Source organism: Burkholderia sp. 9775_39 (assembly GCF_015712225.1).
GTDB classification, from domain to species: domain Bacteria; phylum Pseudomonadota; class Gammaproteobacteria; order Burkholderiales; family Burkholderiaceae; genus Burkholderia; species Burkholderia cenocepacia.
This window is the reverse complement of the sequence record NZ_JACCQC010000011.1, coordinates 176,893-203,301: the sequence shown is the minus strand read 5'-3', so window position 1 is coordinate 203,301 and position 26,409 is coordinate 176,893. Positions and strand designations below refer to the sequence as shown.

The window sequence follows — 26,409 nt, the reverse complement described above, 5'->3', positions numbered from 1 at the left end:
GTCTCCTCCATGGATTTATCGGGGTACGGGTTTGAAAGCGGGTGCTATTCGGGCTGGCCGCGTGCGCGCAGCAGGTCGGACAGGCTGCGCGGCGCCGGTTCGAGCGGCGTGCGGTGCTGCGTCCAGCCCATCTGTTTCGCGGGCGTCAGCGCGCGCAGGCGCGTCGCGGTCCAGCGGAAGGCGCGGTACGCACGCGGATGCGCGAACGCACCCGACCAGAAGCGCCACACGAGTTCTTCCGCGCGGTGGTAGTTCGCGCCCTGGCCGCGCAACGGATGCGCGACCGGCTCGTCGGGCTTGCGGTTCGCTTCGGTGCGCAGCCGCACGAGCAGTTGCGGGATCGGGATCCGCACCGGGCACACCTCGCCGCAGGCGCCGCACAGCGTCGACGCGGTCGGCAGGTCGGCCGTCGCGTCGAGGCCGAGCAGGTGCGGCGAGATGATCTTGCCGATCGGGCCCGGGTAGGTCGTGCCGTACGCGTGGCCGCCGATGCGCGTATAGACGGGGCAGTGATTCATGCACGCGCCGCAGCGGATGCACTGCAGCGTCGCGCGCAGTTGTTCGTCCGCGTACGCCTGCGTGCGGCCGTTGTCGAGCAGCACGAGATGCAGCTCGCGCGGGCCGTCGCGTTCGCCGTCGCGGCGCGGGCCGGAGATCAGGTTGAAGTAGGTCGTGATCGCCTGGCCGGTGGCCGAGCGCGTGAGCAGGCTCGACAGCGGCACGATGTGCTCGAGCTTCTCGACGACCTTCTCGATTCCCATGATCGCCACGTGCGTGTCGGGCACCGTCGTCGACAGGCGGCCGTTGCCTTCGTTCTCGACGAGCCACAGCGTGCCCGTGTCGGCGGCCGCGAAGTTCACGCCCGACAGGCCGATGTCGGCCTCGGCGAACGCACGGCGCAGCGCGCGCCGGCCGGTCTGGATCAGTTCGTCGACGTCTTCCGTGTAGCGCGTGCCGGGCAGGTGCGCCGCGAACAGTTCGGCGATGTCGCCGCGGGTCTTGTGGATCGCCGGCATCACGATATGCGACGGCTTTTCGCCCGCGAGCTGCACGATGAATTCGCCCATGTCGGATTCGATGCAGTCGACGCCGTGCTCCGCGAGGTAATGGTTCAGCTCGATTTCCTCGCTCGCCATCGACTTGCCCTTGATCACGCGGCGCGCCTTCTTTGCCTGCGCGATGCCGAGCACGATCGCGTTCGCGTCGGCGGCGGTTTCGGCCCAGTGCACGTGCACGCCGGCTTCGGTGAGCTTCGTCTCCAGCCGTTCGAGCAGCACGGGCAGTTGCGCGAGCGCATGCTGCCGCACGGCTTCGCCGAGATCGCGCAACCGTTGCAGCTCGGTGTCGTCGGGGAACTGCGTCGCACGCTTGCCCTGCAGGAAGTCCATCGCGCCGCGAAAGCTCTGGCGCAGCGCCGGATCGTCGAGCGCGGCGCGCGCACGGGTCTTGAAGTCGCCGGGGGCGACGAATTGCAGCGGGTGGTTGCTCATCGCGGCAGGTCCTCGCAGGCGGGGGCGGCCGGCGGCGCGGCCGAATCGGTGACGATCACGACCCACAGGCGGCGCGGGCCGTGTGCGCCATAGGCGAGCGTCTGCTGGATGTCGGACGTCTTCGACGGGCCCGATACCAGCACGAGATTGGTCGGCATGCCGGCTTGCCAGCGTTCCGCGTGCACGGCGGCGTGCAGGTCCGCATGCACCGTGTTCGCGTGAACGAGCGCGATGTGCAGCGGCGGCACCAGCGACACCGTGCGCGGCGTGCCGGCATCGGGCGCGAGCACGACGGTGCCGGTGGCCGCGATGCCCGAGCGCGCGACGGTGAAGCCGGCGTCGATCGTGTCGAACAGTTCGGCCTTCCATGCGTCGATCGGCCGGTCGAACGGTACGGGTGCGACCGTCTCGGGCAGCGCGCGGGCGAGCGCCGCGGATTCGGCGCGGACCGGGTCGAGCAGCAGGCGGCGCACGCCGGCGTCGGCGAGCCGCGCGGCCAGCTGCGCGGGCCATGCGTCGGCGCTCGCGCACCAGACGTCCGCGTGCGAGGCGGCGAGCGCGGTCTGCATCGTCTGCGCGAGCGCCAGAGGATCGGGCGCGACCCGCGTACGCCGTGCCGCGTAGTGTGTGTCGATGCGCGCGTCGAGTGCAGCGGCCGCGTTCGTCGCGACATCCGGGGCGGCCGCGCGCAGCCGCGCGAGGATCGCGTCGCGCGCGCTCATTGCGACTCTCCGCGCAGCGAGCCGGCGCCGGCCGTGCGGCGCCACAGGAAGCTCGCGAGATGTTCGACCGGCAGCGACGCGCCGGCCTTGGCCGCAGCGTGGCCGATGTTCAGCAGGCAGCCGCAGTCCGCGGACACGAGCCGGTCGCAGCCGGTCGCGCAGGCCGACGCGACCTTGTCGCGCACCATCGCGCCGGAGATGTCCGGATGCTTCAGCGAGAACGTGCCGCCGAAGCCGCAGCATTCGGATTCGCGTTCGTGTTCGATGCGCGTCACACCCGGCAGCGCGTCGACGAGCGCGACCCCGTGCACGCGCGTGCCCATCTCGCGCCGCGCCGCGCACGACGTGTGCAGCACGACGCGTTCGTCGGGCCCGGCGCCGGCCGCGATCGCGTCGAGCCGTACGTCGAGCACGTGGACGAGGAATTCGGCGAGTTCGTAGGTCCGCTCCGCGATCGCGCGCGCCTTCGGGCCGTGAACGGGATCGTCGGCGAACAGCGCCGGCCAGTGGTGCCGGATCATGCCCGCGCACGAGCCGGACGGCACGATCACCGGCCACGGTTGCGCGAACAGGTCGAGCTGCGCGGCCGCGACGCGGCGCGCTTCGTCGGGATTGCCGCTGCTGTAGGCCGGTTGCCCGCAGCAGCTCTGGCCGCGTGGATAGTGGACCGTCAGGCCCTCGCGTTCCAGCAGGCGGACCGCGTCGAGTCCCGCTTCGGGGACGAACAGGTCGACCAGGCAGGTCGCGAACAGATAGACGTGCGCGGGGGCGGTGGGGTACGGCCTTGGGTTCATGTCTCGCTCCAGAGGCGACGGCCCGGCATGCGGAGCGTCGATTTCGCTGCATAATTCCCGCGTCCGCGCCGTAGCTCAAATTGGTTGGGCCAATCGGCGCGGCACGTATTCCGCGGGGAGACGCGACGATGGCAGCGATGACGGCACGGGGCCGGACCGAAGTGGTGATGCGCAAGATCGAGACGGCGCTGCTCGACGGCACGTGGCCGGCCGGCGCGCGGCTGCCGGCCGAGCGCGTGCTCGCGCAGCAGTACGGCGTCGCGCGCAATACGGTGCGCGAGGCGACCCAGCGGCTCGTCGCGCGCGGGCTGCTGCAGAGCCGGCGCGGCGCGGGCGTCTACGCGACGGACCAGTTGCGCGCCGGCATCGCGTCGCCGTGGGGCCAGCTGGTCGCCGACCATCCGGCGCTGCGCGACGACATCCTCGAATTCCGCCGCGTGCTGGAAGGGGCGACCGCCTATTTCGCCGCGCTGCGGGCCGATGCGAACGACCGGCGCCGGATCCGCGCGCTGCTGCGCGAGCTCGAAACCGCGCACGCGAACGATGACGCGGCCGTCGAGGCCGCGACCGACGCGAAGCTGCACGAGGCGATCGCGCTCGCGTCGCACAACACGATGTTCCTGCACCTGCATACGAGCGTGATCGGAATGTTGCGCGAGCACATTTCGATCAACGTGGCCGGGATGACGATGGAGGACGAGCAGGCATCCGAGTTGCTCTTGCTGCAGCACCGGGTCGTGTGCGAGGCGATCTGCGCGCAGCGGCCCGAAGAGGCGCGCACCGCGATGCAGACGCATATCGACTACGTGCGCAGCCATTTCGAACGCAGCGGCGATACGTCGTGAGATTGGTCGGACCAGTGACGGCGGCAGCCCGCGCGGCGGCCGGTCGCGCATCGCGCGCCACCCTGCCCGGCGCGCGGTGCGGCTGCGCGGCCCGCGCGATTGACCGGTTCGTCGGGCGCCTACTAGAATCGACCGGAACCGCTTGTCAGCCGCGCGCCGCGGCGATGACGTGCCCATTGATCCGATTGTCGAGGAAGCTTCCGTGCTCACGTCCTTGATCCGGCGCGCACCGGTCGCGCTGTCGTGGCGCGCCGCCTGCCGCCAGGCCCGCGCGCTGGTCGTCTGCGCGCTGCTGCCGCTCGCCGCGTGCGCGACGCATCCGCCCGCCACCTCGCTCGATCGCCCGGTCTCCCGCGCGTTGTCCGCCGATACCGCGACGCCGCTGCGCGATGCGCTGGCCGCGCCGGAAGCCGCGCATCCGGGGCAGTCGGGCTTCCGGCTGCTGGCCGACGGCGCCATCGCGTTGCAGATGCGCATCGCGCTCGCGCGAGCGGCGACGAAGACGCTCGACATGCAGTACTACATCGCGACCGAGGATACGACCGGCAAGCTGCTGCTCGGCGCCGCGCTGTACGCGGCCGATCGCGGCGTGCGCGTGCGGATGCTGGTCGACGACCTGAACTTCGACGATATCGACCGCGTGATGGCCGCGCTGAATACGCACCGGAACATCGAGATCCGCGTGTTCAACCCGTTCGGCGCGTCGCAGCGCGGCATGGTCGAGCGCACGACCAACTTCTTCACGCGGATCGACAGCTTCACGCGCCGGATGCACAACAAGGCGATGATCGCCGACAACCAGATCGCGATCGTCGGCGGCCGCAATCTCGGCGACGAATACTTCAGCGCGAGCCCGACGCTGCAGTTCCGCGATCTCGACGTGCTCGCGGCCGGCCCGGTGACGAACGACATCTCGAAGAGCTTCGACGACTACTGGGCGAGCGCGAGCAGCTATCCGTTGCGCGTGCTCAATCATCAGACGTTCGATCCGAAGGATCTCGACGCGATGCGCGACGAGCTGCGCGACCACTGGCGCAAGAACGCCGATCCGTACAACGCGAAACCGCTGAACGCGACGCCGCTCGCCCGGCAGATCGCGCGCGACGAACTCGAGCTCGTGTGGGCGCCGGCCGAATTCGAGGTCGATGCGCCGGACAAGGTCGCGCGGCCGACCGGCACCTACGTGAGCCCGCCGATGCAGCGGCTGGCCGAGCTGACGCGCGGCGCGCAGAAGGAATTCCTCGCGTTCTCGCCGTACTTCGTGCCGCACGACGCCGGCGTGAAGATCCTCGGCGACACGGCCGCGCGCGGCGTGCGCGTCGCGATCGTCACGAATTCGCTCGCGGCGACCGACGCGGTCGCGGTGCAGGCCGGCTATGCGCCGTATCGCGTGCCGTTGCTGCAGCGCGGCGTCGAGCTGTACGAGTTCAAGTCGCAGCCGGACCAGCAGCCCGCGCGGCTGTTCGGTTCGCGCTCGCGCGCGAGCCTGCATGCGAAGGCGTACGTGATCGACCGGCAAATCCTCGTGATCGGCTCGCTGAACCTCGACCCGCGTTCCGCGTACCTGAACACCGAGCTCGCGCTCGTGATCCACAGCCCGGTGCTCGCGCAGCAGGCCGCGGCGATCTTCGCGCGCGTGACGCAGCCGGACGAAAGCTACCGCGTCACGCTCGCGAAGCGGACCGACGGCAGCCCGCCCGCGCTCGAATGGACGGGCACCGACGGCGGCCAGCCCACCACCTATCACGTCGACCCGCATGCGGGGCTGCTGCGCAACGTGATGACGGGCATCTTCACGCTGCTGCCGGTCGACGACCAGTTGTAAGGGCGGGAACGGCTCCGGCAAAACCCGCGATACCGGTGCGCGGGGAAAGGTGATATGGTTGTGCGCGCAACGATATGTGAATCGTGAGGGCGCCGCCGGTCCGCTCGCACCATGCGGGCGCGGAACGCGCCGAACGGCGTGCCGCCGCACGGGCGTGTACGCACCGCGCGCGGCGCCGGCACGCGATGGACGATGCGCGCCGCCATTCGCCCGGGGCCGCGCGCCCCCGCAACCGGAGTTCCTCATGCAACGTGTACCGAACCAGCCGTTCACGCGTCCCGCGCGCTTCTCCGAAGCCGAATGGCAGGCGCGGGTGCAGCTCGCGGCCGCCTACCGCATCTTCGATCATCTCGGCTGGACCGAGCTGATCTACAACCACATCTCGCTGCGCGTGCCGGGCGAGGACGGTCATTTCCTGATCAACCCGTTCGGGCTCCATTACCGCGAGGTATGCGCGTCGAATCTCGTGAAGATCGACATCGACGGCAACGTGATCGGTCACTCCGACTGGCCGATCAATCCGGCCGGCTTCACGTTCCACAGCGCGATCCATGCGGCGCTGCCCGATGCGCACTGCGTGATGCACGTGCACACGACGCCGACGATGGCCGTGTGCTGTTCGCGCGACGGGCTGTCGTTCTCGAATTTCTATTCGGCGCAGCTGTACGGGAAGATCGCGTATCACGACTTCGAAGGCATCACCGTGCATCTCGAGGAAGGCCGGCGCATCGTCGAGAGTGCGGGCGGGCGGCCCGTGCTGCTGTTGCGCAACCACGGACCGGTGACGATCGGCGCGACGCTCGCGCAGACGTTTTCGCTGATGTGGTTGCTCAACCGCGCATGCGAGGTGCAGGTCGCGACGCATGCGATCGGCGACGCATTGCCGATCGCGCCGCCAGTGCTCGAAGGGTGCGTGCGCGATTCGCTGAATTTCGATCCGAAGCATGGCGCGGGACAGGACGCGTTCGACGCGCTGCAGCGTATCGTCGACCGGATCGATCCGGGCTACCGCGCGTGACGCGGGCGGTAGCCCGGTGAGGGCGCCGGGCTAGAACCGGTAGCCGACGCCGGCCTGGATCACGTCGGTGTCGCGGTCGTAGCGCGTGACCACGCGGTTCCAGGTGACGCGCGTGAGCCAGCGGTCGGAGATCCGGTAGCTGGCCGAGATCGACACGATGCCGGAGAACCGGCCGTCACCCGGGCCCGGCTGGCCTTCGCGGTTGCGCTGGTTGACGGTGAAATACGCGCCGGCGCCAGCCGACAGCGTGACCTTGTCGTTCAGGAACGCGCGCGTGAGCCACAGCTCGGACGCGATGCCGTTGCGGCGAACCGACTGCTTCGCGCCTTCGTACATCCACGTCGCGGTCCAGTCGAGCGAACGCGTGAGGCCGCGCCGGTATTCGATGCTGCCGCCGAGCGTCGACGGCGACGAGCGGCTGTTCAGAATCGTCTCGCCGAGCATCGCCGTGACTTCGTTGTGCGTGACCTTGCGCGTGCGCGGCAACGCGGTGTCGCGCGGGCCCGGCGTGTCGGGTGCATCGAGCTGATAGCCGACGCCGAACATCACCGACGTCGTGTCGGGCCCGCCGAACACCTGCGCGCGGTTGACCTGAAGCTGCGCGATCCAGCGGCGCGACGTGTAGTACGCGGCGCGCACGCTCATCAGCACGCCCCAGCCATGCGTATTCGAGTAGCCGCGGCCTTCGGCGGCCGGCACCGTGTCGAAGTAGCGATACGGGCCCGCGCCGGCCGACAGCACCAGGCGGCGGTTCGCGAGCGGCACGCGGCCCCAGAACTGCACTGCCTGGCCGTCGCGGTGATGATTCGGAATGTGCCCTTCGTTGTACCACGTGAAGCCGAGCGCGGTATGCGGGCTCAAGCCTTCCTGGTAATCGAACGCCCAGGAATACGTGCGTTGGCCGCCGCCCCACAGCGGGCCGGTGAACAGCGCGAATTCCTGTGCGTCGGCGGGCGCGCCGTAGAGCGCGGCGACGGAGCAGAGGCCGGCCACCAGCGGGCGGACACGGGCGGGGCGGGTCGGGCAGGGCATCGGGAGACGGGCCGGCACGGTTCACTTCTTTCCAGTCACGACAACACGCGGTCATTGTCCTGCGCACGAAAACACGTGTCGACCCGGCTGCGCGCAATAACGTATTACGCACATCGGGACAACATGCGGGTTGCGGTACTGGTCGACACGCGTTTCGATCGCGACGTGTGCGCGACGAAGCATGATTCGTCCTGCTTGATGATGAGCAGGGCCAAAGCGCGGCGTTCGCGCGCGGCATTCCGCTTGCCGTTCGAGACACGCAAAAAAAACGCGGCCGGGGTGGCCGCGTGAATACTCGCAGACTCCTTCGGACGAAGGAAACAAGCAACTGTGAAACGAAGTGTAGCGAAAGCCCGTGCACGGATTCAGGGGCCGTGCTGCAAAGGTCTCTTCCAGGTTTCGGCAGGCTGCCGGAGCGGGCGCCGATCGACTACCATCACGGGTGACGCCGCCGCCCGGGCGGCGTACCACGTCGTACAAGGAGAATCCATGCTCAAGCTGCGTTTGCTCCAGGTCGCGTTATGCGCGGGCGTGCTGGCGGCCGGCAGCGCCGCTGCCGAAACGGTGCGCCTGTCCGCCAGCCTGCAGCCGTCGAGCGAAGTGCCGCCGACGGCGACCAAGGGCTCGGGCGCCGTCGCCGCCACCTACGACACGGCCACCCACATGCTGCAGTGGACGGTCACTTACGAACACCTCACGGGGCCGGCCACGGCCGCGCATTTCCACGGGCCCGCGCCGGTCGGCCAGAACGCCGGCGTGCAGGTGCCGATTCCGAAGGACGAGCTGGCGAGCCCGATCAAGGGTTCGAAGGCGCTCACCGACGCGCAGGTCACCGACCTGATGGGCGGCAAGTGGTACTTCAACATTCATACGAAGGAACACCCGTCCGGCGAGATCCGCGGCCAGGTGATGCCGGCGAACTGAGCGCCGGCGTTTGATATAGAGGCACCTGTCGAGCGGCGCGGGAGCGTTCGCACGTACCATCGTCACACTGCGATGACGGAGTGCGTCCGATGAGTTGGCAAAGCAAGTTCGCCTGCTGGCTGCTGCGCTGGCAGTTTCGTCCGGAAACCATGCGCGAGGTGCTCGACCCCGCGCGTGCCCGGCGCTTCACCGACCTGCGGATGTTCGTGCCGCGCCGCCCGCCGTCGGGCTACCGGCTGCGGCAGTGCTACGGCACCGGTGACGCGCCGCTGCGCGGCGAATGGCTCGAGCGCACCGACACGGGCGCGGGCCGCGGGCCCGGCCGCACGCTGCTGTATTTCCACGGCGGCGGTTACTACTTCTGTTCGACGAAGACCCACCGACCGCTGGTGTTCGGCCTGACGAAGCGCGCGGGCGTCCGTTCGTTCTCGCTCGACTACCGGCTCGCACCCGAAAACCGTTTCCCCGCCGCGCTCGACGATGCGCTCGCCGCCTATCGGCAACTGCTGGCGCTCGGCACGCCGCCCGAGTCGATCGTGCTCGGCGGCGATTCGGCGGGCGGCGGCCTCGCGCTCGCGACGCTCGTCGCGCTGCGTGATCGCGGCGAGCCGCTGCCGGCCGGCGCGATCCTGTTCTCGCCGTGGACCGACCTGGCCGGCACTGGCGGCACGATGCGCAGCAACGACGGCGTCGATCCGATGTTCGCGGCCGCGGCGCTGCCGAAGGCGGCGAAGCTGTATCTCGGCGACGAGCCCGCGACGAATCCGTACGCATCGCCGCTCTACGCGGACTTCACGGGTCTGCCGCCGCTGTACATCCAGGCCGGCAGCACCGAGGTGCTGCTGGACGATTCACGCCGCGTCGCCGAGAAGGCAAAGGCGGCCGGCGTTCAGGTCGAAATCGAGGTGTGGCCCGACATGCCGCACGTGTGGCAGCTGTACGCGCCGATGGTGCCGGAAGCGCGCGACGCGCTCGACCGCGCGGCCGCGTTCCTGCGCCGCGTCGCGGTCGAGCGCGCGGTTCAGCGCGTGGGCGAGGCGTCGATCGCCTGATAGGCGGCCTTGACGGCCACCGAGCCGTACTTGCGTTCGAGCCGGCGCACGGTGAAGTGGCCGTGCGCCATCTGCTGGAAGTGGTCGATGAACAGCGTGTTGACGGTCGCGCCGAGCACGGCGCCGATCGCCGGGATCGACTTCGCGGCCATCTGTTCGGTCACCTGCACCGAGAAGCGCGAGGCCACCGTCTGCACGAGCTTGAACACGGCCGCCGAGCTGTGCGCGGCGATGCCTTTCGCCGTGATGTCCGACGACGCCTTCGAGATCGCCTGCGCGAGCGCGCCGCGCAGCACGAAATAGCCGAGATCGGCGTCTTCCTCCTGCTTGTCCGGGTTGCCGCCCATGCCGAGCACGGCCAGGCACTGCAACTGCGTATCGACCGACGTCAGGTCCTCGCCCTCGCTGCGCGCGATGTCGCACACCGAGCGGAAGATCAGCGTGGTCGTCACCGGCAGCTCGACCGGCAGCGCGAGAAAACCGAACGCGCCGCCCGCCGCGCCGGTCGTCGCGACCGCGAGCTTGTGCAGCAGGTTACTGGGTTTCTCGGGCTCCGCGTCCGGCGCCTGCGGCTTGCCGAGCGTGCGCAGCGCGATGTTCAGGCACTTGCGCAGCGCGAGCTGCGTCGCGTCGTTGATCTTGCCGGTCGCGAAGTCCGGCAGCCGCGCGATCATCTTCTCGATCGGCGCGCCGAGCACGCCCGTCAGCTTCATCGTCAGCGACGGGCTTTCCAGCACCTGTTTCGCGCGCCGCAGCGCGTCCCGATCCTCCGGCGACAGCGCCGTCGCGGGGGTGATTGAAATCGGTTCCATCTTTCTCCTTGGCCTGAGCGGGCCCTGAACCATCGCCAGCCTAGATTACTCTGGCATGCTAGAATTTTGAGATTCTTTGACTCGGCAAAAGTTGCATCGACAAAAAATGGCCGTTCACACCGCCGCCCACCATTCGAGCGGGCAAGTCCTGCCGTTCCGCGAGTCGCTGCTGGCGATGATCGGGATCTCGTTCGTCACCATGCTGGTCGCGCTGGACCAGACGGTCGTCGGCACGGCGCTGCCGACCATCGTCGCCGAACTCCGCGGCTTCGACCTGTACGCGTGGGTCGCGACCTCGTACCTGCTCAGTTCCGTGATCACGGTGCCGATCTTCGGCCGGCTCGGCGACTATTACGGCCGCAAGCCGTTCGTGATCGCGTCGATCGTCGTGTTCACCGGCGCGTCGGTGCTGTGCGGGATGGCCAACGACATGCTGACCCTCGTGCTCGCGCGCGGACTGCAGGGAATCGGCGGCGGGATGCTGGTCGGCACCGCGTTCGCGTGCATTCCCGATCTGTTCCCCGATTCCGTCGTGCGGCTGCGCTGGCAGGTGCTGATGAGTTCCGCGTTCGGCATCGCGAACGCGGTCGGCCCGTCGCTCGGCGGGTTCCTGACCCAGTCGTTCGGCTGGCGCTCGGTGTTCTACGTCAACCTGCCGATCGGCATCCTGTCGCTGATTTTCGTGTGGCGCTACCTGCCGCATCTGCGCCACGTCGAACACGATCGCAAGATGCGGCTCGACTGGCCGGGCGCGCTCTTGATCGCGCTGTCGCTCGGTGCGCTGCAACTGTTCGTCGAATGGCTGCCGAAGTACGGCGTCATGAGCTGGGCGTCGCTGCTGCTCGTCGTCGCGGTCGCGGCGGGCGTCGGCCTGTGGCACTGGGAGAAACGCTGTGCGCAACCGATTTTGCCGTTCGACATGTTCGGCAACCGTGCGCTGTCGGCGCTGTTCGTGCTCGCGATCCTCGCCGGTTTCTCGATGTTCTCGCTGCTGTTCTACGCGCCGCTGCTGTTCCAGGGCGGCTTCGGGATGTCGCCGAAGGAGGCCGGGCTCGTAATCACGCCGCTCGTCGTGTTCATCACGATCGGCAGCATCATGAACGGCCGCGTCGTCACGCGCATCCGCAACCCGAACGCGATGCTGCACGTCGGCTTCGTGCTGTTCGCCGTCGCGTGCGCGGGCATCGTCGTGGCGACCCACACGACGCCGGCCTGGATGCTGATGGCGCTGATGGTCGCGGGCGGCATCGGGCTCGGTTTCGTGTTGCCGAACCTCACCGTGTTCGCGCAGCAGACGGCCGGCCGCGAGCATCTCGGCATCGCGACGGCGCTCTTGCAGTCGCTGCGGATGGTCGGCGGGATGCTGGGCACCGCGCTGACGGGCACGCTCGTCAACCAGATGTATTCGAGCGGTGTGCGCAACGCGCTGTCGGCCGACCACGCGATGCAGTGGCACGCGCGGCTCGCCGATCCGCAGATCCTGATCGATCGCGCGGCGCAGGGCGGTCTCGTCGCGGAGTTGACGCGTGCCGGGCATAATGGCGCGCTGCTGCTGGAAGCGGCCCGCGAATCGCTGGTCGGCGCGATTCACCTGGGGGTCGCGATGGCGGCCGTCGTCGCCGTGGTGTCGGTGTGGCAGTGCCGTCGCGTGCCGCCGATCGCGCTGCGGCGCAAGATCGAACCGCACGTCGCGGCCGACTGACCGGTCAGGCGATCGAGCGATTCGACGACTCAACGATTCACCGGAACGAAATCAGCGCATGGAAGAACAGGACCGCGTCGCGATCTTGCAGCAATTCGGACGCACGTATCGCGCCTTCATGACCGCGTTCGAAGCGCACGTCGGGCAGCCGATGCCGCGCTGGCGCATCATGGTCGCGCTGCACACGATGGACGGGCATGCGTCGCAGAAGAAGCTCGTCGAAGTGCTGCGCATCGATCCGGGCGCGCTCACGCGCCAGTTGAAGTCGCTCGACGCGCTCGGCTGGATCGAGCGCGAATCGGACGCGCGCGACAACCGCGTGACCAACGTCACGCTGACGGAAGCCGGCCGCGCGGCGTTCGACGCGTGCCTGCCGCGCCGCAAGGCGTTTCTCGACCAGACGATGGCGCAGTTGCCGGACGATGTGCTGAATGCGCTGTCGGGTGCGCTCGCGATGCTGGAATCGCGGATCGCGGATGTCGGGTCGACGCCGGTCGCGCGTTGATGCGCGGGGCCGGGCGGTACTTGAGCGCCGCCGGCCGCCGCTTCATTTCATTCTGATCAGGTGACGGTTTACAGCTCGATGCGCGTGCCGAGCAACGCGAGGAACTGCGCGAGCCAGGCCGGATGCGCAGGCCACGCGGGCGCGGTGACGAACGGCGCGTCGGTCACGGCCGCGTCGACCGGGATGTCCGCGTATTCGCCGCCCGCGAGCTTCACTTCCGGCGCGCAGGCCGGGTAGGCCGAAATGCGCTTGCCGCGGATCACGTCGGCGGCCGCGAGCAGTTGCGCCGCGTGGCAGATCGCCGCGATCGGCTTGCCGGCCTCGGCGAACTCGCGCACGAGCGAGATCACCTTCGGATCGAGTCGCAGGTATTCGGGCGCACGGCCGCCCGCGATCGCGAGCGCGTCGTAGCGCGCCGCATCGACGTCGTCGAATGCCGCATTCAACGTGAACTGGTGGCCGGGCTTCTCGGTGTAGGTCTGGTCGCCTTCGAAATCGTGGATCGCGGTCTTGATCTTGTCGCCCGCGCGCTTGCCCGGGCAGACTGCATCGACGTGGTGGCCGACGGCCTGCAGCGCCTGGAACGGCACCATCGTTTCGTAGTCTTCGGCGAAATCGCCGGTCAGGAACAGGATCTTCTTCGCGGCCATGGCTTTCTCCAGTGAAGCAGCGTTGAAGGCCCGGTCGCGCCGTGCATGACGGCGACGACGGGCCCCGAGGACGAAAGCGCAGTGTACTCCGGCAGATTGAAGCGCGCGTGACGGCCGCCGCGCGCGAGCGGCAGGGCGGCGTCGCGCGCGGCGTGCGTCAGAAGAACGTTTCGACGACTTCCGTCACGCGGAATTGCGGATCGAGCACGAGCACCTGGCGCCACTTGTCGAACGTCAGGCACGGGTGCGAGATGTCGAACGCGACCATGTCGCCGACCTTCACGTCCGCGCCCGGCGGAATCTGCAGGTACGCGTGCTGGTCCATCATCCCGGTGACGGCCCAGCCTTCGGTGGCGGCGACGTCGCGCGGCGCGCTGTCGCGGCCCGGGCGGAAGTGGCGCGCCGGCTCGGGCAGGCCCGCGTCGAACGCCGCATCGCGCTTGCCGAGCGCGACGATCGCGCGATCGGGCTCCGGCACCGACTGCACGTACGCCCACAGCTGCAGCGCCGGCAGCAGCCCTTCGCCCATCGAGCGGGCGATCGGGTTGCGCGCGAACACGTCGCTCTGCGCCTTCTTGTAGATGCCGACGTCGTGCGTCAGGTAGCAGCCCGGACGCAGCACGACTTCCGCGAAGCCCGCGTCGGACGCCTTCCTGAATTCTTCCGCGACCACGTCGTACCACGCCGAACCGGCGCCGGACAGGATCGCCGGCGTGCGCGCGAAGCGGCCGGCTTCGGCCAGCTCGCGCGTGAGCGCGACCGCCTGCTGCAGGAACGCGCGGATCTCGCCTTCCTCTTTCAGCACGCCTTCATAGAGCTCGATGCCGGCCAGCTTCAGCGTGTCCGGATAGCGCGCGATCGCGGCCAGCACGGCCTCGCGCTGCGCGGCATCGCGCACGCCCGCGCGGCCGCCCGGCACGCCGAGCTCGATCAGCACGTTCAGCGACTTCTGCGCGGCGCCGAAGAAGCGGCCGAGCTGGTCGACGCTCTCCGCGGAATCGACGAGACAGAAGAACTCGAAATCGGGATCGGACAGCAGCCCCGCGATGATCGTCATGTTCTGGCGGCCGACCAGCTGGTTCGCGAGCAGCACGCGCCGCACGCCGCCGTGATACGCGGCCTGCGTCTGGTGCGCGGTGGCGAGCGTGATGCCCCACGCGCCAGCGTCGAGCTGGCGGCGGAACAGTTGCGGCGCCATCGTCGTCTTGCCGTGCGGCGCGAACTTGACGCCGTATTTCTGCACGAACGCCTGCATCCAGTTCAGGTTGTGCTCGACGCGATCCTCGTAAAGCACGGCGGCCGGCAGACTGACGTCTTCCGCGAGCAGGTTCCATTCGAGCCGGCCCGCGTCGCCGAGCGGCACGCTCGCGCTCGGCAGATTGCCCAGGCCCTTGCCGAACGGATCGATCGTCGCTTCCTGATAGTTTGTAACTTTCATGTCATCCCGCTCCATCATCACTATGCATTGCACTGAAGTTGACATGCAGATGGTACAGAAAGTAGCATCGGCGCGGTGATGTTATTTAATAACATCCAGCTTCGTATCCTTTTCCGCAGATGAATACGCCCGCTTCCCCGTCCGCTCCGCCAGCCGCCGAGCCCTATCCGGCTCAGGCCGCTCCGCCGGTCCTCGACATCGTCGCGCGGATCGCCGAATGCGCGCCCGAGTTGCGCGAGGCCGAGCGCAAGGTCGCCGCGTTCATCCTCGCCGATCTGGCCCGCGCCGCGCATGCGAGCATCGGTGCGCTCGCGCGCGACGCGGAGGTCAGCGTCGCGACGGTCACGCGTTTCGCGAAGGCCGTCGGCTGTCGCGACGTGCGCGAACTGAAGGTGCTCGTCGCGCAGGCGGCGGCCGTCGGCCAGCGCTTCCTGGTGCCGTCCGACGACACGCCGGCCGACGACGCGAGTCCCGCGTCGATGGTCTACGACGAGATCCGCGTGGCGCTCGCCCACAATCACCAGCTGTTGCGCAACACGTCGTTCGACGCGGCGGCCGACCTGCTCGCCGGCGCGAAGATGACGTACGTGTACGGGCAGGGCGGCGGCTCGACCGCGCTCGCCGACGAGCTGCGCTTCCGGCTCGTGCGCTTCGGCCGGCCGGTCGCGAGCTACCAGGACAGCCTGCTGCAGCGGATGGTGGCCGCGACGCTGTCGGGCGACACCGTCGTCGTCGCGTTGTCGGTGAGCGGGCGCGTGCCCGAGCTGCTCGAGAGCTGCCGGCTCGCGAAGCGCTACGGCGCGAAGCTGATCGCGATCACCGCGCCGGCGTCGCCGCTCGCGAAGCTCGCCGACCACCTGATCCCGGTCGTCGCGTTCGAAACCGATTTCATTTACAAGCCGTCGACCTCGCGCTACGCGATGATGATGGCGATCGACGTGCTCGTCACCGGCGTCGCATTGCGGCTCGGCGATGCGGGCCGGGAATCGCTGCGCCGCATCAAACACGCGCTCGACGCGCACCGCGGCGGCGGCGACCGTCAACCGGTAGGAGACTGACCATGCATTCGCATCCCGAAGCGGCCGATACGCTGATCGTCGGCGCGCAACTGTACGACGGCACCGGCGCGCCGCCCGTCACGCGCGACGTCGCGATCCGCAACGGCCTGATCGCGGCGATCGGCAACCTGTCGAACTGGCTCGCGGAGCACGTCGTCGACGCGAACGGCCGGGCGCTCGCGCCGGGTTTCGTCGACGTGCATACCCACGACGACACGCACGTGATCCGTGCGCCGGAGATGATCCCGAAGATCTCGCAGGGCGTGACGACCGTGATCGTCGGCAACTGCGGGATCAGCGCATCGCCGGTGACGCTCGCGGGCGACCCGCCCGACCCGATGAACCTGCTCGGCGAGCGCGGCGCGTTCCAGTACCCGACCTTCGCCGCTTACGTCGCGGCCGTGAACGACGCGCGCCCGGCCGTGAACGTCGCGGCGCTCGTCGGCCACACGGCGCTGCGCAACAACCAGATGGACCGCCTCGACCGCGCGGCGACCGACGGCGAGATCGCCGGCATGCGCGCGCAGCTCGAGGAGGCGCTCGCGAACGGCGCGCTCGGCCTGTCGTCGGGTCTCGCGTACGGTTCCGCGTTCGCGGCGCCGACCGAGGAAGTGATGGCGCTCGCCGAGCCGCTCGCCCGCTCCGGTGCGCTGTACACGACGCACATGCGCACCGAGTTCGACGCGATCCTCGACGCGATGGACGAAGCCTATAGCGTCGGCCGTCACGCGCAGGTGCCGGTCGTGATCTCGCACCTGAAATGCGCGGGCCCGTCGAACTGGGGGCGCAGCACCGAGGTGCTCGCGTCGCTCGAAGGCGCGCGCCGCTACCAGCCGGTCGGCTGCGACTGCTATCCGTACAGCCGCAGTTCGTCGACGCTCGACCTGAAGCAGGTGACGGGCGACATCGACATCACGATCACGTGGTCGGAGCCGCACCCGGAAGTCGCGGGCAAGCTGCTGAAGGCGATCGCGGCCGACTGGGGCGTGACCGAGCAGGAAGCCGCGCAGCGCATCCGTCCGGCCGGCGCCGTGTACCACAACATGTCCGAGGACGACGTGCGCCGGATCCTGTCGCATCCGGCGACGATGGTCGGTTCGGACGGCCTGCCGAACGATCCGCTGCCGCATCCGCGGCTGTGGGGCGCGTTTCCGCGCGTGCTCGGCCATTACGTGCGCGACACCAACCTGCTGCCGCTCGAGGAGGCGATCCGCAAGATGACGTCGCTGTCCGCGCGTCGCTATGGCATCCCGAAGCGCGGCGAGGTACATGTCGGCTATCACGCGGACCTGGTGCTGTTCGATCCGGCGAGCGTGATCGACGCCGCGACGTTCGAGAAGCCGCAGCAGCCCGCGCACGGGATCGACGCCGTGTGGGTGAACGGCGTGCTGACCTATGAAAACGGCCAACCGACCGGCGAGCGCGCCGGCGGTTTCGTCGCGCGCGGCGAGCGCGTGCCGGCCAGTGCCGATGCGGCGTTCTGAACGCGCGCATTCCGATCTTCCGTGCGCGCCGCAGCAGCCGGCGCGTGCATCCGTAACCGAAATGTGAGGAGTGAAACGATGAAGCGATATGGCGTAGGCGAAGCGAAGGGCACCGGCGGCCAGGTGATGCCGTTTGCACGGGCGGTCGAGGCCGACGGCTGGCTGTACGTGTCGGGCCAGACGCCGATGGTGAACGGCGAGGTCGTCGAAGGCGGGATCGTCACGCAGTCGAAGCAGGCGATCGAGAACGTGATCGCGATCCTGAAGGAAGCCGGCTACGGACTCGAGCACGTCGTGCGCTGCGGCGTGTGGCTCGATGACGCGCGCGATTTCGCGTCGTTCAACAAGGTGTTCGTGTCGTACTTCGGCGAGCATCCGCCGGCACGCGCGTGCGTGCAGTCGAGCATGGTCATCGACTGCAAGGTCGAGGTCGATTGCATCGCGTACAAGCCGCCGGTGAAGTAACGCGGCCGCGGCGAGTCGATACGCGCAACGGGCCCGGTGTGAACTGCACCGGGCCCGTTTTGTCATTTTCCGGGCGCGGTCCGACGGACTCGACGCCGTCACGCGGCTGCAACCGTTGCAACGCATTCAGCCCGTTGGTGTAACGTGCTGTCCGAACGACTGAAAGGACATGTATGGAATGGGCTGCACTGGTGCCGGAGCTGATCTGCTCGGACCTTGCCGGAAGCGTGCGCTTCTATCGTGACGTGCTGGGTTTCCGGATTCGCTTCGAGCGTCCGGAAGACGGATTCGCGTACCTCGAGCTCGGAGGGGCTCAGCTGATGCTCGAGCAGCAGAGCCCGGAAAGCTGGCTGACGGGCGCGATGGAGCCGCCGTTCGGGCGGGGAATCAACCTGCAGATCGAGGTCGATGCGGTCGGCCCGATTCATGGCCGGATCGTCGCCGCGGGCGTGGCGCTGTTCGCCGACCCCCGAACCTCCTGGTATCGGCAGGACGACATCGAACACGGCCAGATCGAGATGCTGGTGCAAGATCCCGACGGCTACCTGCTGCGCCTGGTGGAAATCCTCCCGGAGCGCCCGGTGCAAGGATGAACCAGGCCGTCCGCCGCCCGGAAGGGGCGGGCGAACGGTCGCCGGCGGGTTTCACTGCCGCGCGGTCCGCGCGTTGTCCGGCATCGGCTGGTTGTAATTCGTGCGGAACGGATTGATGTCGAGCCCGCCGCGGCGCGTATAGCGCGCGTACACCGCGAGCTTCACCGGTTTGCACGCGTGCAGGATGTCGAGGAAGATCCGCTCGACGCACTGCTCGTGAAAGCCCGTGTGATTGCGGAACGAGATGATGTAGCGCAGCAGCCCTGCGTGGTCGATCTGCGGCCCGACGTAGTGGATCTGCACGCTGCCCCAGTCGGGCTGGCCCGTGACCGGGCAGTTCGAGCGCAGCAGGTCGGACACGAGCGTCTCCTCGACCGGTGCTTCGTCCTCGCCGTCGGCCGCCGACAGCAGCGACGGATCGGGTTCGTACACGTCGGCGTCGAGGTCGAGCCGGTCGAGCGACAGCCCGTCGAGCTCGTCCATCTCCAGCTTGCGGAAATCGTGCGCCGACACCAGCTGGACCGACACGCTCGCGCCGCACGCGGCCGACACGTCGCGCTTCAGCACGTCGCGCACCGCGTCGACCGAGTCGAACTTCGACTGTGCGAACGAGCCGAGATACAGCTTGAACGACTTCGATTCGACGATGTTCGGCGATTCGGCCGGCACGTAGAACGTCGCGATCGCGACCTGCGGCTTGCCGCGCGCGTTGAGCCACGACAGTTCGTACGCGTTCCAGATGTCGGTGCCGAAGAACGGCAGCGCCGACGTGATGCCGAGCTGCTCGCGCGCGCCGGCGCGCGGGATCGGGAACAGCAGCGACGCATCGTACTGCGCCGCGTAGACGGTGGCCTTGCCGAGCGGGGATTGTTCGGGATTCATTGCACGCAGCCTTTACGACAGGAAGAGGCGGTAAGCCGGGTTGGCGCTCTCTTCGACATACGGATAGCCGAGCGCCGCGAGGAAGCGTTCGAATTCGGCGCGATCGGCCTGCGGCACCTGCAGCCCGACGAGGATCGAGCTGTAGTCCGCGCCCTGGTTACGGTAGTGGAACAGGCTGATGTTCCAGTCCGGCGCCATCGACGACAGGAACTTCATCAGCGCGCCCGGCCGTTCCGGGAATTCGAAGCGGAACAGGCGCTCGTCGAGCGCGAGCGGCGAGCGGCCGCCGACCATGTAGCGGATGTGCTCCTTCGACAGCTCGTCGTGCGTCAGGTCGACGCTCTTGAAACCGTGCGACTCGAAGTTCGCGGCGATCTCCGCCGATTCGCCGCGACGGCGGATCTGCACGCCGACGAAGATGTGCGCGGACTTCTCGTCGGCGATCCGGTAGTTGAACTCGGTGACGTTGCGATCGCCGACCAGCGAGCAGAAGCGCTTGAAGCTGCCGCGTTCCTCGGGGATCGTGACCGCGAACACCGCTTCGCGCGCTTCGCCGACCTCGGCGCGCTCGGCGACGAAGCGCATCCGGTCGAAGTTCATGTTCGCGCCGGACGTGACCGCGACGAGCGTCTGGTTCTCGATGCCTTCGCGTTCCGCGTACAGCTTCGCGCCCGCGACCGCGAGCGCGCCGGACGGCTCGAGCACGCTGCGCGTGTCCTGGAACACGTCCTTGATCGCCGCGCACAGCGCGTCGGTGTTGACCGTCACGACGCCGTCGAGGAATTCGCGGCACAGCCGGAAGGTTTCCTCGCCGACGAGCTTCACCGCGGTGCCGTCCGCGAACAGGCCGACCTCGCTCAGCTCGATGCGCTCGCCCGCGTCCAGCGACTGCTTCATCGCGCACGAGTCCTCGGCCTGCACGCCGATCACCTTGATCTCCGGACGCACCGCCTTCACGTACGCGGCGACGCCGGACGCGAGCCCGCCGCCGCCGATCGGCACGAAGATCGCATGGATCGGGCCCTGGTGCTGACGCAGGATCTCCATCGCGATCGTGCCCTGGCCGGCGATCACGTACGGGTCGTCGAACGGGTGAACGAACGTGAGGTCGCGCTCCTGCTGGACCTTCACCGCGTGCGCGTATGCATCGCTGTACGATTCGCCCGCCTGGATCACCTCGACGCTCGGGCCGCCGTGCGCGCGCACCGCGTCGACCTTTACCTGCGGCGTCGTGACCGGCACGACGATCACGGCCTTGATGCCCATCCGGGCCGCCGAGAACGCGACACCCTGCGCGTGGTTGCCGGCCGACGCCGTAATCACGCCGCGCGCGAGCGCATCCGTCGGAATGTGCGCCATCTTGTTGTACGCGCCGCGCAGCTTGAACGAGAACACCGGCTGGTTGTCCTCGCGCTTCAGGTAAACGGCGTTGCGCAGCCGGGCCGACAGGTTGCGGGCGGGTTCGAGTTCCGTCTCGATCGCGACGTCGTAGACGCGCGCGGTGAGGATTTTCTTCAGGTAATCGTGGGATGCCATGGGCGCTCGCGTGCAGTGCGGATGCAGACGGTAAAGGGTCAATGATAGCGCCAAGGGTCCGCCCGTACGCAAGCGGCATGCCGGGCGGGCGGCTGCGGGCGGCCGGGTGGGCGTGCCGGCAGGGGAGGCGCGCCGCCGGGCGCCGTTTTTTATCGGCTTAACCGCGTGGTTACCGACCGGACGGACGGCGAATGATCGCATGAAACCGCGCCGAGCCCCGCCCGGCGCGGCTCGCGGCGATAGCCCCACGACCTGTCCGGCGTGTCACGGACCGCCCGATCATGGGTTAGAATTCCGTTTTGAATCAAGGATTCGGAAGATGCAGAGGCACCCTCGGATCGCACCGTTGAAGCCGACGCCGCGCGCAGCCAGCCCCGCGGCCGAACGGCATGCGCGCCGCGCGCGATCGTGCTGATGATCCCGAGTGCCGCCAGGCCCTGTCGCCGGCCAGGAGGGGCGAGTCGCCCGCTCCGGCCCCATGAAGGACAGCCGCGCGCCTGGTAACAGAACAGATTTCCCCAAGATTGCGCCCACGCGCTTGCCGACGCCCGTGCACGGTGTATCGGCCCTCCGAGTCGTCCGAACATGAACGCACCACAAGTTTTCGATCCGCATGGCGCGGCCGCCGCCGTCGCCGCCGACCCCGCGCCCCGCCTGCGCGAGATTCCCTACAACTACACGTCCTTCTCGGATCGCGAGATCGTGATCCGCCTGCTCGGCGAAGAGGCGTGGTCGGTGCTCGACGAGCTGCGCGCCGAGCGCCGTACGGGCCGCTCGGCGCGGATGCTGTATGAAGTGCTCGGCGACATCTGGGTCGTGCGTCGCAACCCGTACCTGCAGGACGACCTGCTCGACAACCCGAAGCGCCGCGCGCTGCTGATCGAGGCGCTGAACCACCGTCTGACCGAGATCGGCAAGCGCCGCAGCGCGGATCTCACCGAGCATCGCGACGACGCGGGCCGCGAGCGCGCGTCGCGCGTCGAGATGCTCGAGACCGCCGCGCAGCGTGCGGTCAACGAGTTCGCGGACGAATTCGACAAGATGGCCGAGCTGCGCCGCCGCGCGACCAAGGCGCTCGGCCGCTGCACGCAGAAGGACAACATCCGCTTCGACGGGCTGTCGCGCGTGTCGCACGTGACCGACGCGACCGACTGGCGCGTCGAATACCCGTTCGTCGTGCTGACGCCCGATACCGAAGCCGAGATCGCCGGCCTGATCAAGGCGTGCTTCGAGCTCGGCCTGACCGTGATCCCGCGTGGCGGCGGCACCGGCTACACGGGCGGCGCGGTGCCGCTCACGCCGTTCTCCGCGGTGATCAACACCGAAAAGCTCGAACAACTGGGCGCGGTCGAGCTGACCGAGCTGCCCGGCGTCGCGCACAAGGTGCCGACGATCTTCTCCGGCGCGGGCGTCGTCACGCGCCGCGTGACGGAAGCGGCCGAGGCGGCCGGCTACGTGTTCGCGGTCGATCCGACGTCGCTCGACGCCTCGTGCATCGGCGGCAACGTCGCGATGAACGCGGGCGGCAAGAAGGCCGTGCTGTGGGGCACCGCGCTCGACAACCTGGCCTGGTGGCGGATGGTCGACCCGGACGGCAACTGGCTCGAAGTCACGCGCCACGAGCACAACCAGGGCAAGATCCACGACATCGCGGTCGCGCGCTTCGAGCTGAAGTGGTTCGACGGCGCGTATGCGCCGGGCGAGAAGCTGCTCAAGAGCGAGATGCTCGAGATCGAAGGCCGCCGGTTCCGCAAGGAAGGGCTCGGCAAGGACGTGACCGACAAGTTCCTCGCCGGCCTGCCGGGCGTGCAGAAGGAAGGCTGCGACGGGCTCATCACGTCCGCGCGCTGGGTGCTGCACAAGATGCCCGCGCACACGCGCACCGTCTGCCTCGAATTCTTCGGCCAGGCGCGCGAGGCGATCCCGAGCATCGTCGAGATCAAGGATTACCTGTTCGAGACGTCGAAGCAGGGCGGCGCGATCCTCGCGGGCCTCGAGCACCTCGACGAGCGCTACCTGCGCGCGGTCGGCTACGCGACCAAGAGCAAGCGCAACGCATTCCCGAAGATGGTGCTGATCGGCGACATCGTCGGCGACGACGCCGACGCGGTCGCGCACGCGACGTCCGAAGTGATCCGGATGGCGAACGGCAAGAGCGGCGAAGGCTTCGTCGCGGTCAGCGCGGAGGCGCGCAAGCGCTTCTGGCTCGACCGCAGCCGCACGGCCGCGATCGCGAAGCACACGAACGCGTTCAAGATCAACGAGGACGTCGTCATCCCGCTGAACCGGATGGGCGAGTACACCGACGGCATCGAGCGGATCAACATCGAGCTGTCGCTGAAGAACAAGCTGCAGCTGGTCGACGCGCTCGAAGCGTTCTTCCGCGGCGGCAACCTGCCGCTCGGCAAGACCGACGACGCGAACGAGATCCCGAGCGCGGAACTGCTCGAGGATCGCGTCCAGCAGGCGCTGGAACTGCTCAAGCGCGTGCGCGCGCGCTGGGAATTCGTGCGCGACCGGCTCGACCAGCCGCTGCGCGAGGCGCAGCACTACCTGGTGCAGCTCGGCTACGAGGCGCTCGCCGAGAAGTTCGCGGATCGTGCGGACGAACAGCCGGGCGCGACCGTGTTCCACATCACGCAGGACCGCACGGTCCGCATCTCGTGGAAGCAGGAAATCCGCGCGGAGCTGCGCGCGATCTTCAACGGCGGCGCATTCAAGCAGATCCTCGACGAGGCGCAGGCGATCCACAAGCGCGTGCTGCGCGGCCGCGTGTTCGTCGCGCTGCACATGCACGCGGGCGACGGCAACGTCCACACCAACATCCCGGTCAACTCCGACAACTACGAGATGCTGCAGGACGCGCACGCGTCGGTCGCCCGCATCATGACGCTCGCGCGCTCGCTCGACGGCGTGATTTCCGGCGAACACGGGATCGGCATCACGAAGCTCGAATTCCTGACCGACGACGAGATCGCCGAATTCCGCGCGTACAAGCAGCGCGTCGACCCGAACGGCCGCTTCAACAAGGGCAAGCTGCTCGACGGCGCCGACCTGCGCAACGCGTACACGCCCAGCTTCGGGCTGATGGGCTACGAATCGCTGATCATGCAGCAGTCCGACATCGGCGCGATCGCCGATTCGGTGAAGGACTGCCTGCGCTGCGGCAAGTGCAAGCCGGTGTGCGCGACCCACGTGCCGCGCGCGAACCTGCTGTACAGCCCGCGCAACAAGATCCTCGCGACGTCGCTGCTGGTCGAGGCGTTCCTGTACGAAGAACAGACGCGCCGCGGCGTGTCGATCAAGCACTGGGACGAGTTCAACGACGTGGCCGACCACTGCACGGTGTGCCACAAGTGCGCGACGCCATGCCCGGTGAAGATCGATTTCGGCGACGTCACGATGAACATGCGCAACCTGTTGCGCAAGATGGGCAAGAAGAAGTTCAACGCCGGCAACGCGGCGGGCATGTTCTTCCTGAACGCGACCAATCCGCAGACGATCAATGTCGCGCGCGGCGTGATGATGGGCGTCGGCTACAAGGTACAGCGCTTCGCGAACGACATGCTGAAGAAGGTCGTGACGAAGCAGACGCAGCACCCGCCCGCGACGACCGGCAAGCCGCCGGTGGTCGAGCAGGTGATCCACTTCGTCAACAAGAAGATGCCGGGCAACCTGCCGAAGAAGACGGCGCGCGCGCTGCTGGACATCGAGGACAACAAGATCGTGCCGATCATCCGCAACCCGAAGTCGACGACCGTCGATTCGGAGGCGGTGTTCTACTTCCCGGGCTGCGGCTCCGAGCGCCTGTTCTCGCAGGTCGGGCTGGCCACGCAGGCGATGCTGTGGGAAGCGGGCGTGCAGACGGTGCTGCCGCCGGGCTACCTGTGCTGCGGCTATCCGCAGCGCGGTTCGGGCCAGTACGACAAGGCCGAGAAGATCGTCACGGACAACCGCGTGCTGTTCCACCGCGTCGCGAACACGCTGAACTACCTCGACATCAAGACGGTCGTCGTGTCGTGCGGCACCTGCTACGACCAGCTCGCGGGTTACGAATTCGACAAGATCTTCCCGGGCTGCCGGATCATCGACATCCACGAGTTCCTGCTCGAGAAGGGGATGAAGCTCGACGGCGTGACGGGCACGCGCTACATGTATCACGACCCGTGCCACACGCCGATCAAGACGATCGACCCGGTGAAGCTGGTCAACGAGCTGATGGGTTCGGAGAAGGACGGCTACAAGATCGAGAAGAACGATCGCTGCTGCGGCGAATCGGGCACGCTGGCGGTCACACGGCCGGACATCTCGACGCAGGTCCGCTTCCGCAAGGAGGAAGAGATCCGCAAGGGCGCCGCGAAGCTGCGCGCGATTCCGGTGGTCGCGGGCGACGCGCCGGCGCCGGCCGCCGCGGCCGCGAACGGCCCGGACGTGAAGATCCTGACGAGCTGCCCGTCGTGCCTGCAGGGCCTGTCGCGCTACAGCGAGGACGCGAACCTCGAAGCCGACTACATCGTGGTCGAAATCGCGCGTCAGGTGCTCGGCGAGAACTGGATGGCCGATTATGTCGCACGCGCGAACCATGGCGGGATCGAGCGCGTGCTGGTCTAATGCGGGCATGACGAGCGCCCGACCGGGCCGGGAATGAGCGGGCGCCGGCGCGGCATGCCGGCGCCCGTCCACATGGGAGCGACGATGGAATGCGTGTTTTGCCGTGAAGACGGCGGCGAGGTGCTCTGGCAGGACGATGCGCTGCGCGTCGTGCTTGCCACCGGCGAGCACGAGTATCCGGGCTTCTGCCGGGTCATCTGGGCCGCGCACGTGGCCGAGTTCTCCGATCTCGGCGAGCCCGAGCGGGCACATCTGATGCGCGTGGTCTACGCGGTCGAGCGGGCCGTGCGCCGCGTGATGCAGCCGAACAAGGTGAATCTCGCGAGCCTCGGCAACATGGTGCCGCACGTGCACTGGCACGTGATTCCGCGCTTTTCCAACGACGCCCATTTTCCGCAGCCCGTGTGGGCGCCGCGCCAGCGCAGCGTGTCCGAGGCGCTGCTGCGTTCGCGCGCGGCGCAGGCCTCGCTGCTGCACAATGCGGTGCGCGAGGAAATTCAACGCATGACCGATTCGAGGCAAGCATGAGCGGTTTGACTTCCACGACGCCGATTCCGTCCGGCGTCGTCGTGCACGCGGTGTCGCGCGTGCTCGAATTGCAGTACCCGAACGGCGAGAGTTACCGGATTCCGTTCGAGCTGATGCGCGTCTATTCGCCGTCGGCCGAGGTGCGCGGCCACGGGCCCGGCCAGGAAACGTTGCAGACCGGCAAGCGCGAAGTGACGATCACCGCGCTCGAGGGCGTCGGCAACTACGCGCTGCAGCCGACGTTCTCCGACGGCCATTCGACCGGGATCTACTCGTGGGACCTGCTGTACGAGCTGGCGACGCAGCAGGACGCGCTGTGGCGTGACTATTTCGACAAACTGAAGGCGGCGGGCGTCGAGCGCGACGCGCCGATGCAGGCGGCCGGCGCGCCGCACGGCCACTGCCACTGAAATCGACGGCGCCCGCTCGGCGCCGTCTTGCCA

24 protein-coding genes are annotated in these 26,409 nt (G+C 68.4%); 15 read left to right on the top strand and 9 right to left on the bottom strand.

Annotated elements, in window-relative coordinates; genetic code table 11:
* Positions 1–44: 44 nt before the first annotated feature.
* The 3 genes from H0X90_RS17395 to H0X90_RS17385 are packed head-to-tail and all read right to left on the bottom strand — an operon-like array spanning position 45 to position 3,006.
* Positions 45–1,490, bottom strand: a complete 1,446-nt coding sequence (locus tag H0X90_RS17395; protein ID WP_006488727.1) for a LutB/LldF family L-lactate oxidation iron-sulfur protein — start codon at positions 1,488–1,490, stop codon at positions 45–47.
* A complete protein-coding gene (locus H0X90_RS17390; RefSeq protein ID WP_077189732.1) occupies positions 1,487–2,212 on the bottom strand; it encodes a lactate utilization protein C in 726 nt (241 codons plus the stop codon). The genes H0X90_RS17395 and H0X90_RS17390 overlap by 4 nt, the downstream gene beginning before the upstream one ends.
* On the bottom strand, positions 2,209–3,006 hold the full coding sequence (locus tag H0X90_RS17385; protein WP_077189731.1) for a (Fe-S)-binding protein: 798 nt from the start codon (positions 3,004–3,006) through the stop codon (positions 2,209–2,211). The genes H0X90_RS17390 and H0X90_RS17385 overlap by 4 nt, the downstream gene beginning before the upstream one ends.
* 128 nt (positions 3,007–3,134) lie before the next feature.
* Here H0X90_RS17385 and H0X90_RS17380 point away from each other — a divergent pair, with 128 nt between their 5' ends.
* The 3 genes from H0X90_RS17380 (at position 3,135) to H0X90_RS17370 (ending at position 6,694) form a co-directional block, all read left to right on the top strand.
* Positions 3,135–3,851, top strand: coding sequence for a FadR/GntR family transcriptional regulator (locus tag H0X90_RS17380; RefSeq protein WP_012492411.1), 717 nt, complete (start codon positions 3,135–3,137; stop codon positions 3,849–3,851).
* 202 nt (positions 3,852–4,053) lie between these two features.
* On the top strand, positions 4,054–5,676 hold the full coding sequence (locus H0X90_RS17375) for a phospholipase D family protein (RefSeq protein ID WP_077189729.1): 1,623 nt from the start codon (positions 4,054–4,056) through the stop codon (positions 5,674–5,676).
* A 244-nt stretch (positions 5,677–5,920) separates the two neighbouring features.
* Positions 5,921–6,694: a class II aldolase/adducin family protein gene (locus H0X90_RS17370; protein ID WP_006497398.1), complete on the top strand. Its 774-nt coding sequence runs from the start codon at positions 5,921–5,923 to the stop codon at positions 6,692–6,694.
* 30 nt (positions 6,695–6,724) lie between these two features.
* Here H0X90_RS17370 and H0X90_RS17365 read toward each other — a convergent pair whose 3' ends face one another.
* Positions 6,725–7,726: a hypothetical protein gene (locus H0X90_RS17365; protein ID WP_077189728.1), complete on the bottom strand. Its 1,002-nt coding sequence runs from the start codon at positions 7,724–7,726 to the stop codon at positions 6,725–6,727.
* Between the two features lie 75 nt (positions 7,727–7,801).
* Between H0X90_RS17365 and H0X90_RS35760 the strand changes: the two genes are divergently transcribed.
* From H0X90_RS35760 to H0X90_RS17350, 3 genes are all read left to right on the top strand, one after another.
* Positions 7,802–8,017: a hypothetical protein gene (locus tag H0X90_RS35760; protein WP_226245082.1), complete on the top strand. Its 216-nt coding sequence runs from the start codon at positions 7,802–7,804 to the stop codon at positions 8,015–8,017.
* A 198-nt stretch (positions 8,018–8,215) separates the two neighbouring features.
* Positions 8,216–8,650 carry a CHRD domain-containing protein gene (locus H0X90_RS17355; RefSeq protein ID WP_006487921.1) on the top strand — a complete coding sequence of 145 codons (435 nt, stop codon included), beginning with the start codon at positions 8,216–8,218 and terminating at the stop codon, positions 8,648–8,650.
* Positions 8,651–8,739: 89 nt separating this feature from the next.
* Positions 8,740–9,702, top strand: a complete 963-nt coding sequence (locus H0X90_RS17350; RefSeq protein ID WP_077189727.1) for an alpha/beta hydrolase — start codon at positions 8,740–8,742, stop codon at positions 9,700–9,702.
* On the opposite strand, the gene H0X90_RS17345 is transcribed toward H0X90_RS17350, so the two are convergent.
* Complete coding sequence (locus H0X90_RS17345) at positions 9,672–10,514, bottom strand: EcsC family protein (RefSeq protein ID WP_077189726.1); 843 nt, start codon at positions 10,512–10,514, stop codon at positions 9,672–9,674. The genes H0X90_RS17350 and H0X90_RS17345 overlap by 31 nt on opposite strands.
* A gap of 106 nt (positions 10,515–10,620) precedes the next feature.
* Between H0X90_RS17345 and H0X90_RS17340 the strand changes: the two genes are divergently transcribed.
* Together H0X90_RS17340 and H0X90_RS17335 are read left to right on the top strand one after the other, a co-directional pair.
* Positions 10,621–12,216, top strand: a complete 1,596-nt coding sequence (locus H0X90_RS17340) for an MDR family MFS transporter (RefSeq protein ID WP_048987449.1) — start codon at positions 10,621–10,623, stop codon at positions 12,214–12,216.
* A gap of 58 nt (positions 12,217–12,274) precedes the next feature.
* Positions 12,275–12,721: a MarR family winged helix-turn-helix transcriptional regulator gene (locus H0X90_RS17335; protein ID WP_006487928.1), complete on the top strand. Its 447-nt coding sequence runs from the start codon at positions 12,275–12,277 to the stop codon at positions 12,719–12,721.
* A gap of 68 nt (positions 12,722–12,789) precedes the next feature.
* Here the strand turns inward: H0X90_RS17335 and H0X90_RS17330 are convergent, their stop codons facing one another.
* Together H0X90_RS17330 and H0X90_RS17325 are read right to left on the bottom strand one after the other, a co-directional pair.
* Positions 12,790–13,371: a DJ-1/PfpI family protein gene (locus tag H0X90_RS17330; RefSeq protein WP_006487930.1), complete on the bottom strand. Its 582-nt coding sequence runs from the start codon at positions 13,369–13,371 to the stop codon at positions 12,790–12,792.
* 157 nt (positions 13,372–13,528) lie between these two features.
* A complete protein-coding gene (locus tag H0X90_RS17325) occupies positions 13,529–14,809 on the bottom strand; it encodes an amino acid deaminase (protein ID WP_020979402.1) in 1,281 nt (426 codons plus the stop codon).
* Positions 14,810–14,928: 119 nt separating this feature from the next.
* On the opposite strand from H0X90_RS17325, the gene H0X90_RS17320 reads away from it, so the two are divergent.
* The 4 genes from H0X90_RS17320 to H0X90_RS17305 all read left to right on the top strand — a co-directional run bounded on the left by H0X90_RS17320 (position 14,929) and on the right by H0X90_RS17305 (position 18,409).
* Positions 14,929–15,867 (top strand): MurR/RpiR family transcriptional regulator, encoded by a 939-nt coding sequence (locus H0X90_RS17320; protein ID WP_006487897.1) that lies wholly within the window; start codon positions 14,929–14,931, stop codon positions 15,865–15,867.
* A gap of 2 nt (positions 15,868–15,869) precedes the next feature.
* Positions 15,870–17,351 (top strand): amidohydrolase family protein, encoded by a 1,482-nt coding sequence (locus tag H0X90_RS17315; protein WP_077189725.1) that lies wholly within the window; start codon positions 15,870–15,872, stop codon positions 17,349–17,351.
* 78 nt (positions 17,352–17,429) lie between these two features.
* Positions 17,430–17,816: a RidA family protein gene (locus H0X90_RS17310; RefSeq protein WP_060317960.1), complete on the top strand. Its 387-nt coding sequence runs from the start codon at positions 17,430–17,432 to the stop codon at positions 17,814–17,816.
* 173 nt (positions 17,817–17,989) lie between these two features.
* The gene (locus H0X90_RS17305) at positions 17,990–18,409 is read left to right on the top strand and encodes a VOC family protein (RefSeq protein ID WP_077189724.1); all 420 of its coding nucleotides are present in this window, start codon (positions 17,990–17,992) and stop codon (positions 18,407–18,409) included.
* A 51-nt stretch (positions 18,410–18,460) separates the two neighbouring features.
* On the opposite strand, the gene queF is transcribed toward H0X90_RS17305, so the two are convergent.
* Positions 18,461–19,291 carry an NADPH-dependent 7-cyano-7-deazaguanine reductase QueF gene (gene queF, locus H0X90_RS17300; RefSeq protein WP_048987453.1) on the bottom strand — a complete coding sequence of 277 codons (831 nt, stop codon included), beginning with the start codon at positions 19,289–19,291 and terminating at the stop codon, positions 18,461–18,463.
* 12 nt (positions 19,292–19,303) lie between these two features.
* Positions 19,304–20,827: a threonine ammonia-lyase, biosynthetic gene (ilvA, locus tag H0X90_RS17295; RefSeq protein WP_006487895.1), complete on the bottom strand. Its 1,524-nt coding sequence runs from the start codon at positions 20,825–20,827 to the stop codon at positions 19,304–19,306.
* 585 nt (positions 20,828–21,412) lie between these two features.
* On the opposite strand from ilvA, the gene H0X90_RS17290 reads away from it, so the two are divergent.
* From H0X90_RS17290 to H0X90_RS17280, 3 genes are all read left to right on the top strand, one after another.
* The gene (locus H0X90_RS17290; protein WP_006497389.1) at positions 21,413–25,438 is read left to right on the top strand and encodes a DUF3683 domain-containing protein; all 4,026 of its coding nucleotides are present in this window, start codon (positions 21,413–21,415) and stop codon (positions 25,436–25,438) included.
* A gap of 84 nt (positions 25,439–25,522) precedes the next feature.
* A complete protein-coding gene (locus H0X90_RS17285) occupies positions 25,523–25,966 on the top strand; it encodes an HIT family protein (protein WP_006487903.1) in 444 nt (147 codons plus the stop codon).
* On the top strand, positions 25,963–26,376 hold the full coding sequence (locus tag H0X90_RS17280; RefSeq protein WP_006487879.1) for a gamma-butyrobetaine hydroxylase-like domain-containing protein: 414 nt from the start codon (positions 25,963–25,965) through the stop codon (positions 26,374–26,376). The genes H0X90_RS17285 and H0X90_RS17280 overlap by 4 nt, the downstream gene beginning before the upstream one ends.
* The last annotated feature ends 33 nt before the right edge of the window (positions 26,377–26,409 follow it).

Bases quoted from the DNA above. Each gene is read 5' to 3' on its own strand.
- H0X90_RS17315 (WP_077189725.1), top strand. From the start codon at position 15,870: ATGCATTCGCATCCCGAAGCGGCCGATACGCTGATCGTCGGCGCGCAA.
- H0X90_RS17280 (WP_006487879.1), top strand. From the start codon at position 25,963: ATGAGCGGTTTGACTTCCACGACGCCGATTCCGTCCGGCGTCGTCGTG.
- H0X90_RS17395 (WP_006488727.1), bottom strand. From the start codon at position 1,490: ATGAGCAACCACCCGCTGCAATTCGTCGCCCCCGGCGACTTCAAGACC.
- H0X90_RS17330 (WP_006487930.1), bottom strand. From the start codon at position 13,371: ATGGCCGCGAAGAAGATCCTGTTCCTGACCGGCGATTTCGCCGAAGAC.
- H0X90_RS17285 (WP_006487903.1), top strand. From the start codon at position 25,523: ATGGAATGCGTGTTTTGCCGTGAAGACGGCGGCGAGGTGCTCTGGCAG.
- H0X90_RS17325 (WP_020979402.1), bottom strand. From the start codon at position 14,809: ATGAAAGTTACAAACTATCAGGAAGCGACGATCGATCCGTTCGGCAAG.
- H0X90_RS17385 (WP_077189731.1), bottom strand. From the start codon at position 3,006: ATGAACCCAAGGCCGTACCCCACCGCCCCCGCGCACGTCTATCTGTTC.
- ilvA (WP_006487895.1), bottom strand. From the start codon at position 20,827: ATGGCATCCCACGATTACCTGAAGAAAATCCTCACCGCGCGCGTCTAC.
- H0X90_RS17350 (WP_077189727.1), top strand. From the start codon at position 8,740: ATGAGTTGGCAAAGCAAGTTCGCCTGCTGGCTGCTGCGCTGGCAGTTT.
- H0X90_RS17320 (WP_006487897.1), top strand. From the start codon at position 14,929: ATGAATACGCCCGCTTCCCCGTCCGCTCCGCCAGCCGCCGAGCCCTAT.
- H0X90_RS17335 (WP_006487928.1), top strand. From the start codon at position 12,275: ATGGAAGAACAGGACCGCGTCGCGATCTTGCAGCAATTCGGACGCACG.
- H0X90_RS17370 (WP_006497398.1), top strand. From the start codon at position 5,921: ATGCAACGTGTACCGAACCAGCCGTTCACGCGTCCCGCGCGCTTCTCC.
- H0X90_RS17390 (WP_077189732.1), bottom strand. From the start codon at position 2,212: ATGAGCGCGCGCGACGCGATCCTCGCGCGGCTGCGCGCGGCCGCCCCG.
- queF (WP_048987453.1), bottom strand. From the start codon at position 19,291: ATGAATCCCGAACAATCCCCGCTCGGCAAGGCCACCGTCTACGCGGCG.
- H0X90_RS17310 (WP_060317960.1), top strand. From the start codon at position 17,430: ATGAAGCGATATGGCGTAGGCGAAGCGAAGGGCACCGGCGGCCAGGTG.
- H0X90_RS17365 (WP_077189728.1), bottom strand. From the start codon at position 7,726: ATGCCCTGCCCGACCCGCCCCGCCCGTGTCCGCCCGCTGGTGGCCGGC.
- H0X90_RS17340 (WP_048987449.1), top strand. From the start codon at position 10,621: ATGGCCGTTCACACCGCCGCCCACCATTCGAGCGGGCAAGTCCTGCCG.
- H0X90_RS17345 (WP_077189726.1), bottom strand. From the start codon at position 10,514: ATGGAACCGATTTCAATCACCCCCGCGACGGCGCTGTCGCCGGAGGAT.
- H0X90_RS17290 (WP_006497389.1), top strand. From the start codon at position 21,413: ATGAACGCACCACAAGTTTTCGATCCGCATGGCGCGGCCGCCGCCGTC.
- H0X90_RS17380 (WP_012492411.1), top strand. From the start codon at position 3,135: ATGGCAGCGATGACGGCACGGGGCCGGACCGAAGTGGTGATGCGCAAG.
- H0X90_RS17305 (WP_077189724.1), top strand. From the start codon at position 17,990: ATGGAATGGGCTGCACTGGTGCCGGAGCTGATCTGCTCGGACCTTGCC.
- H0X90_RS17355 (WP_006487921.1), top strand. From the start codon at position 8,216: ATGCTCAAGCTGCGTTTGCTCCAGGTCGCGTTATGCGCGGGCGTGCTG.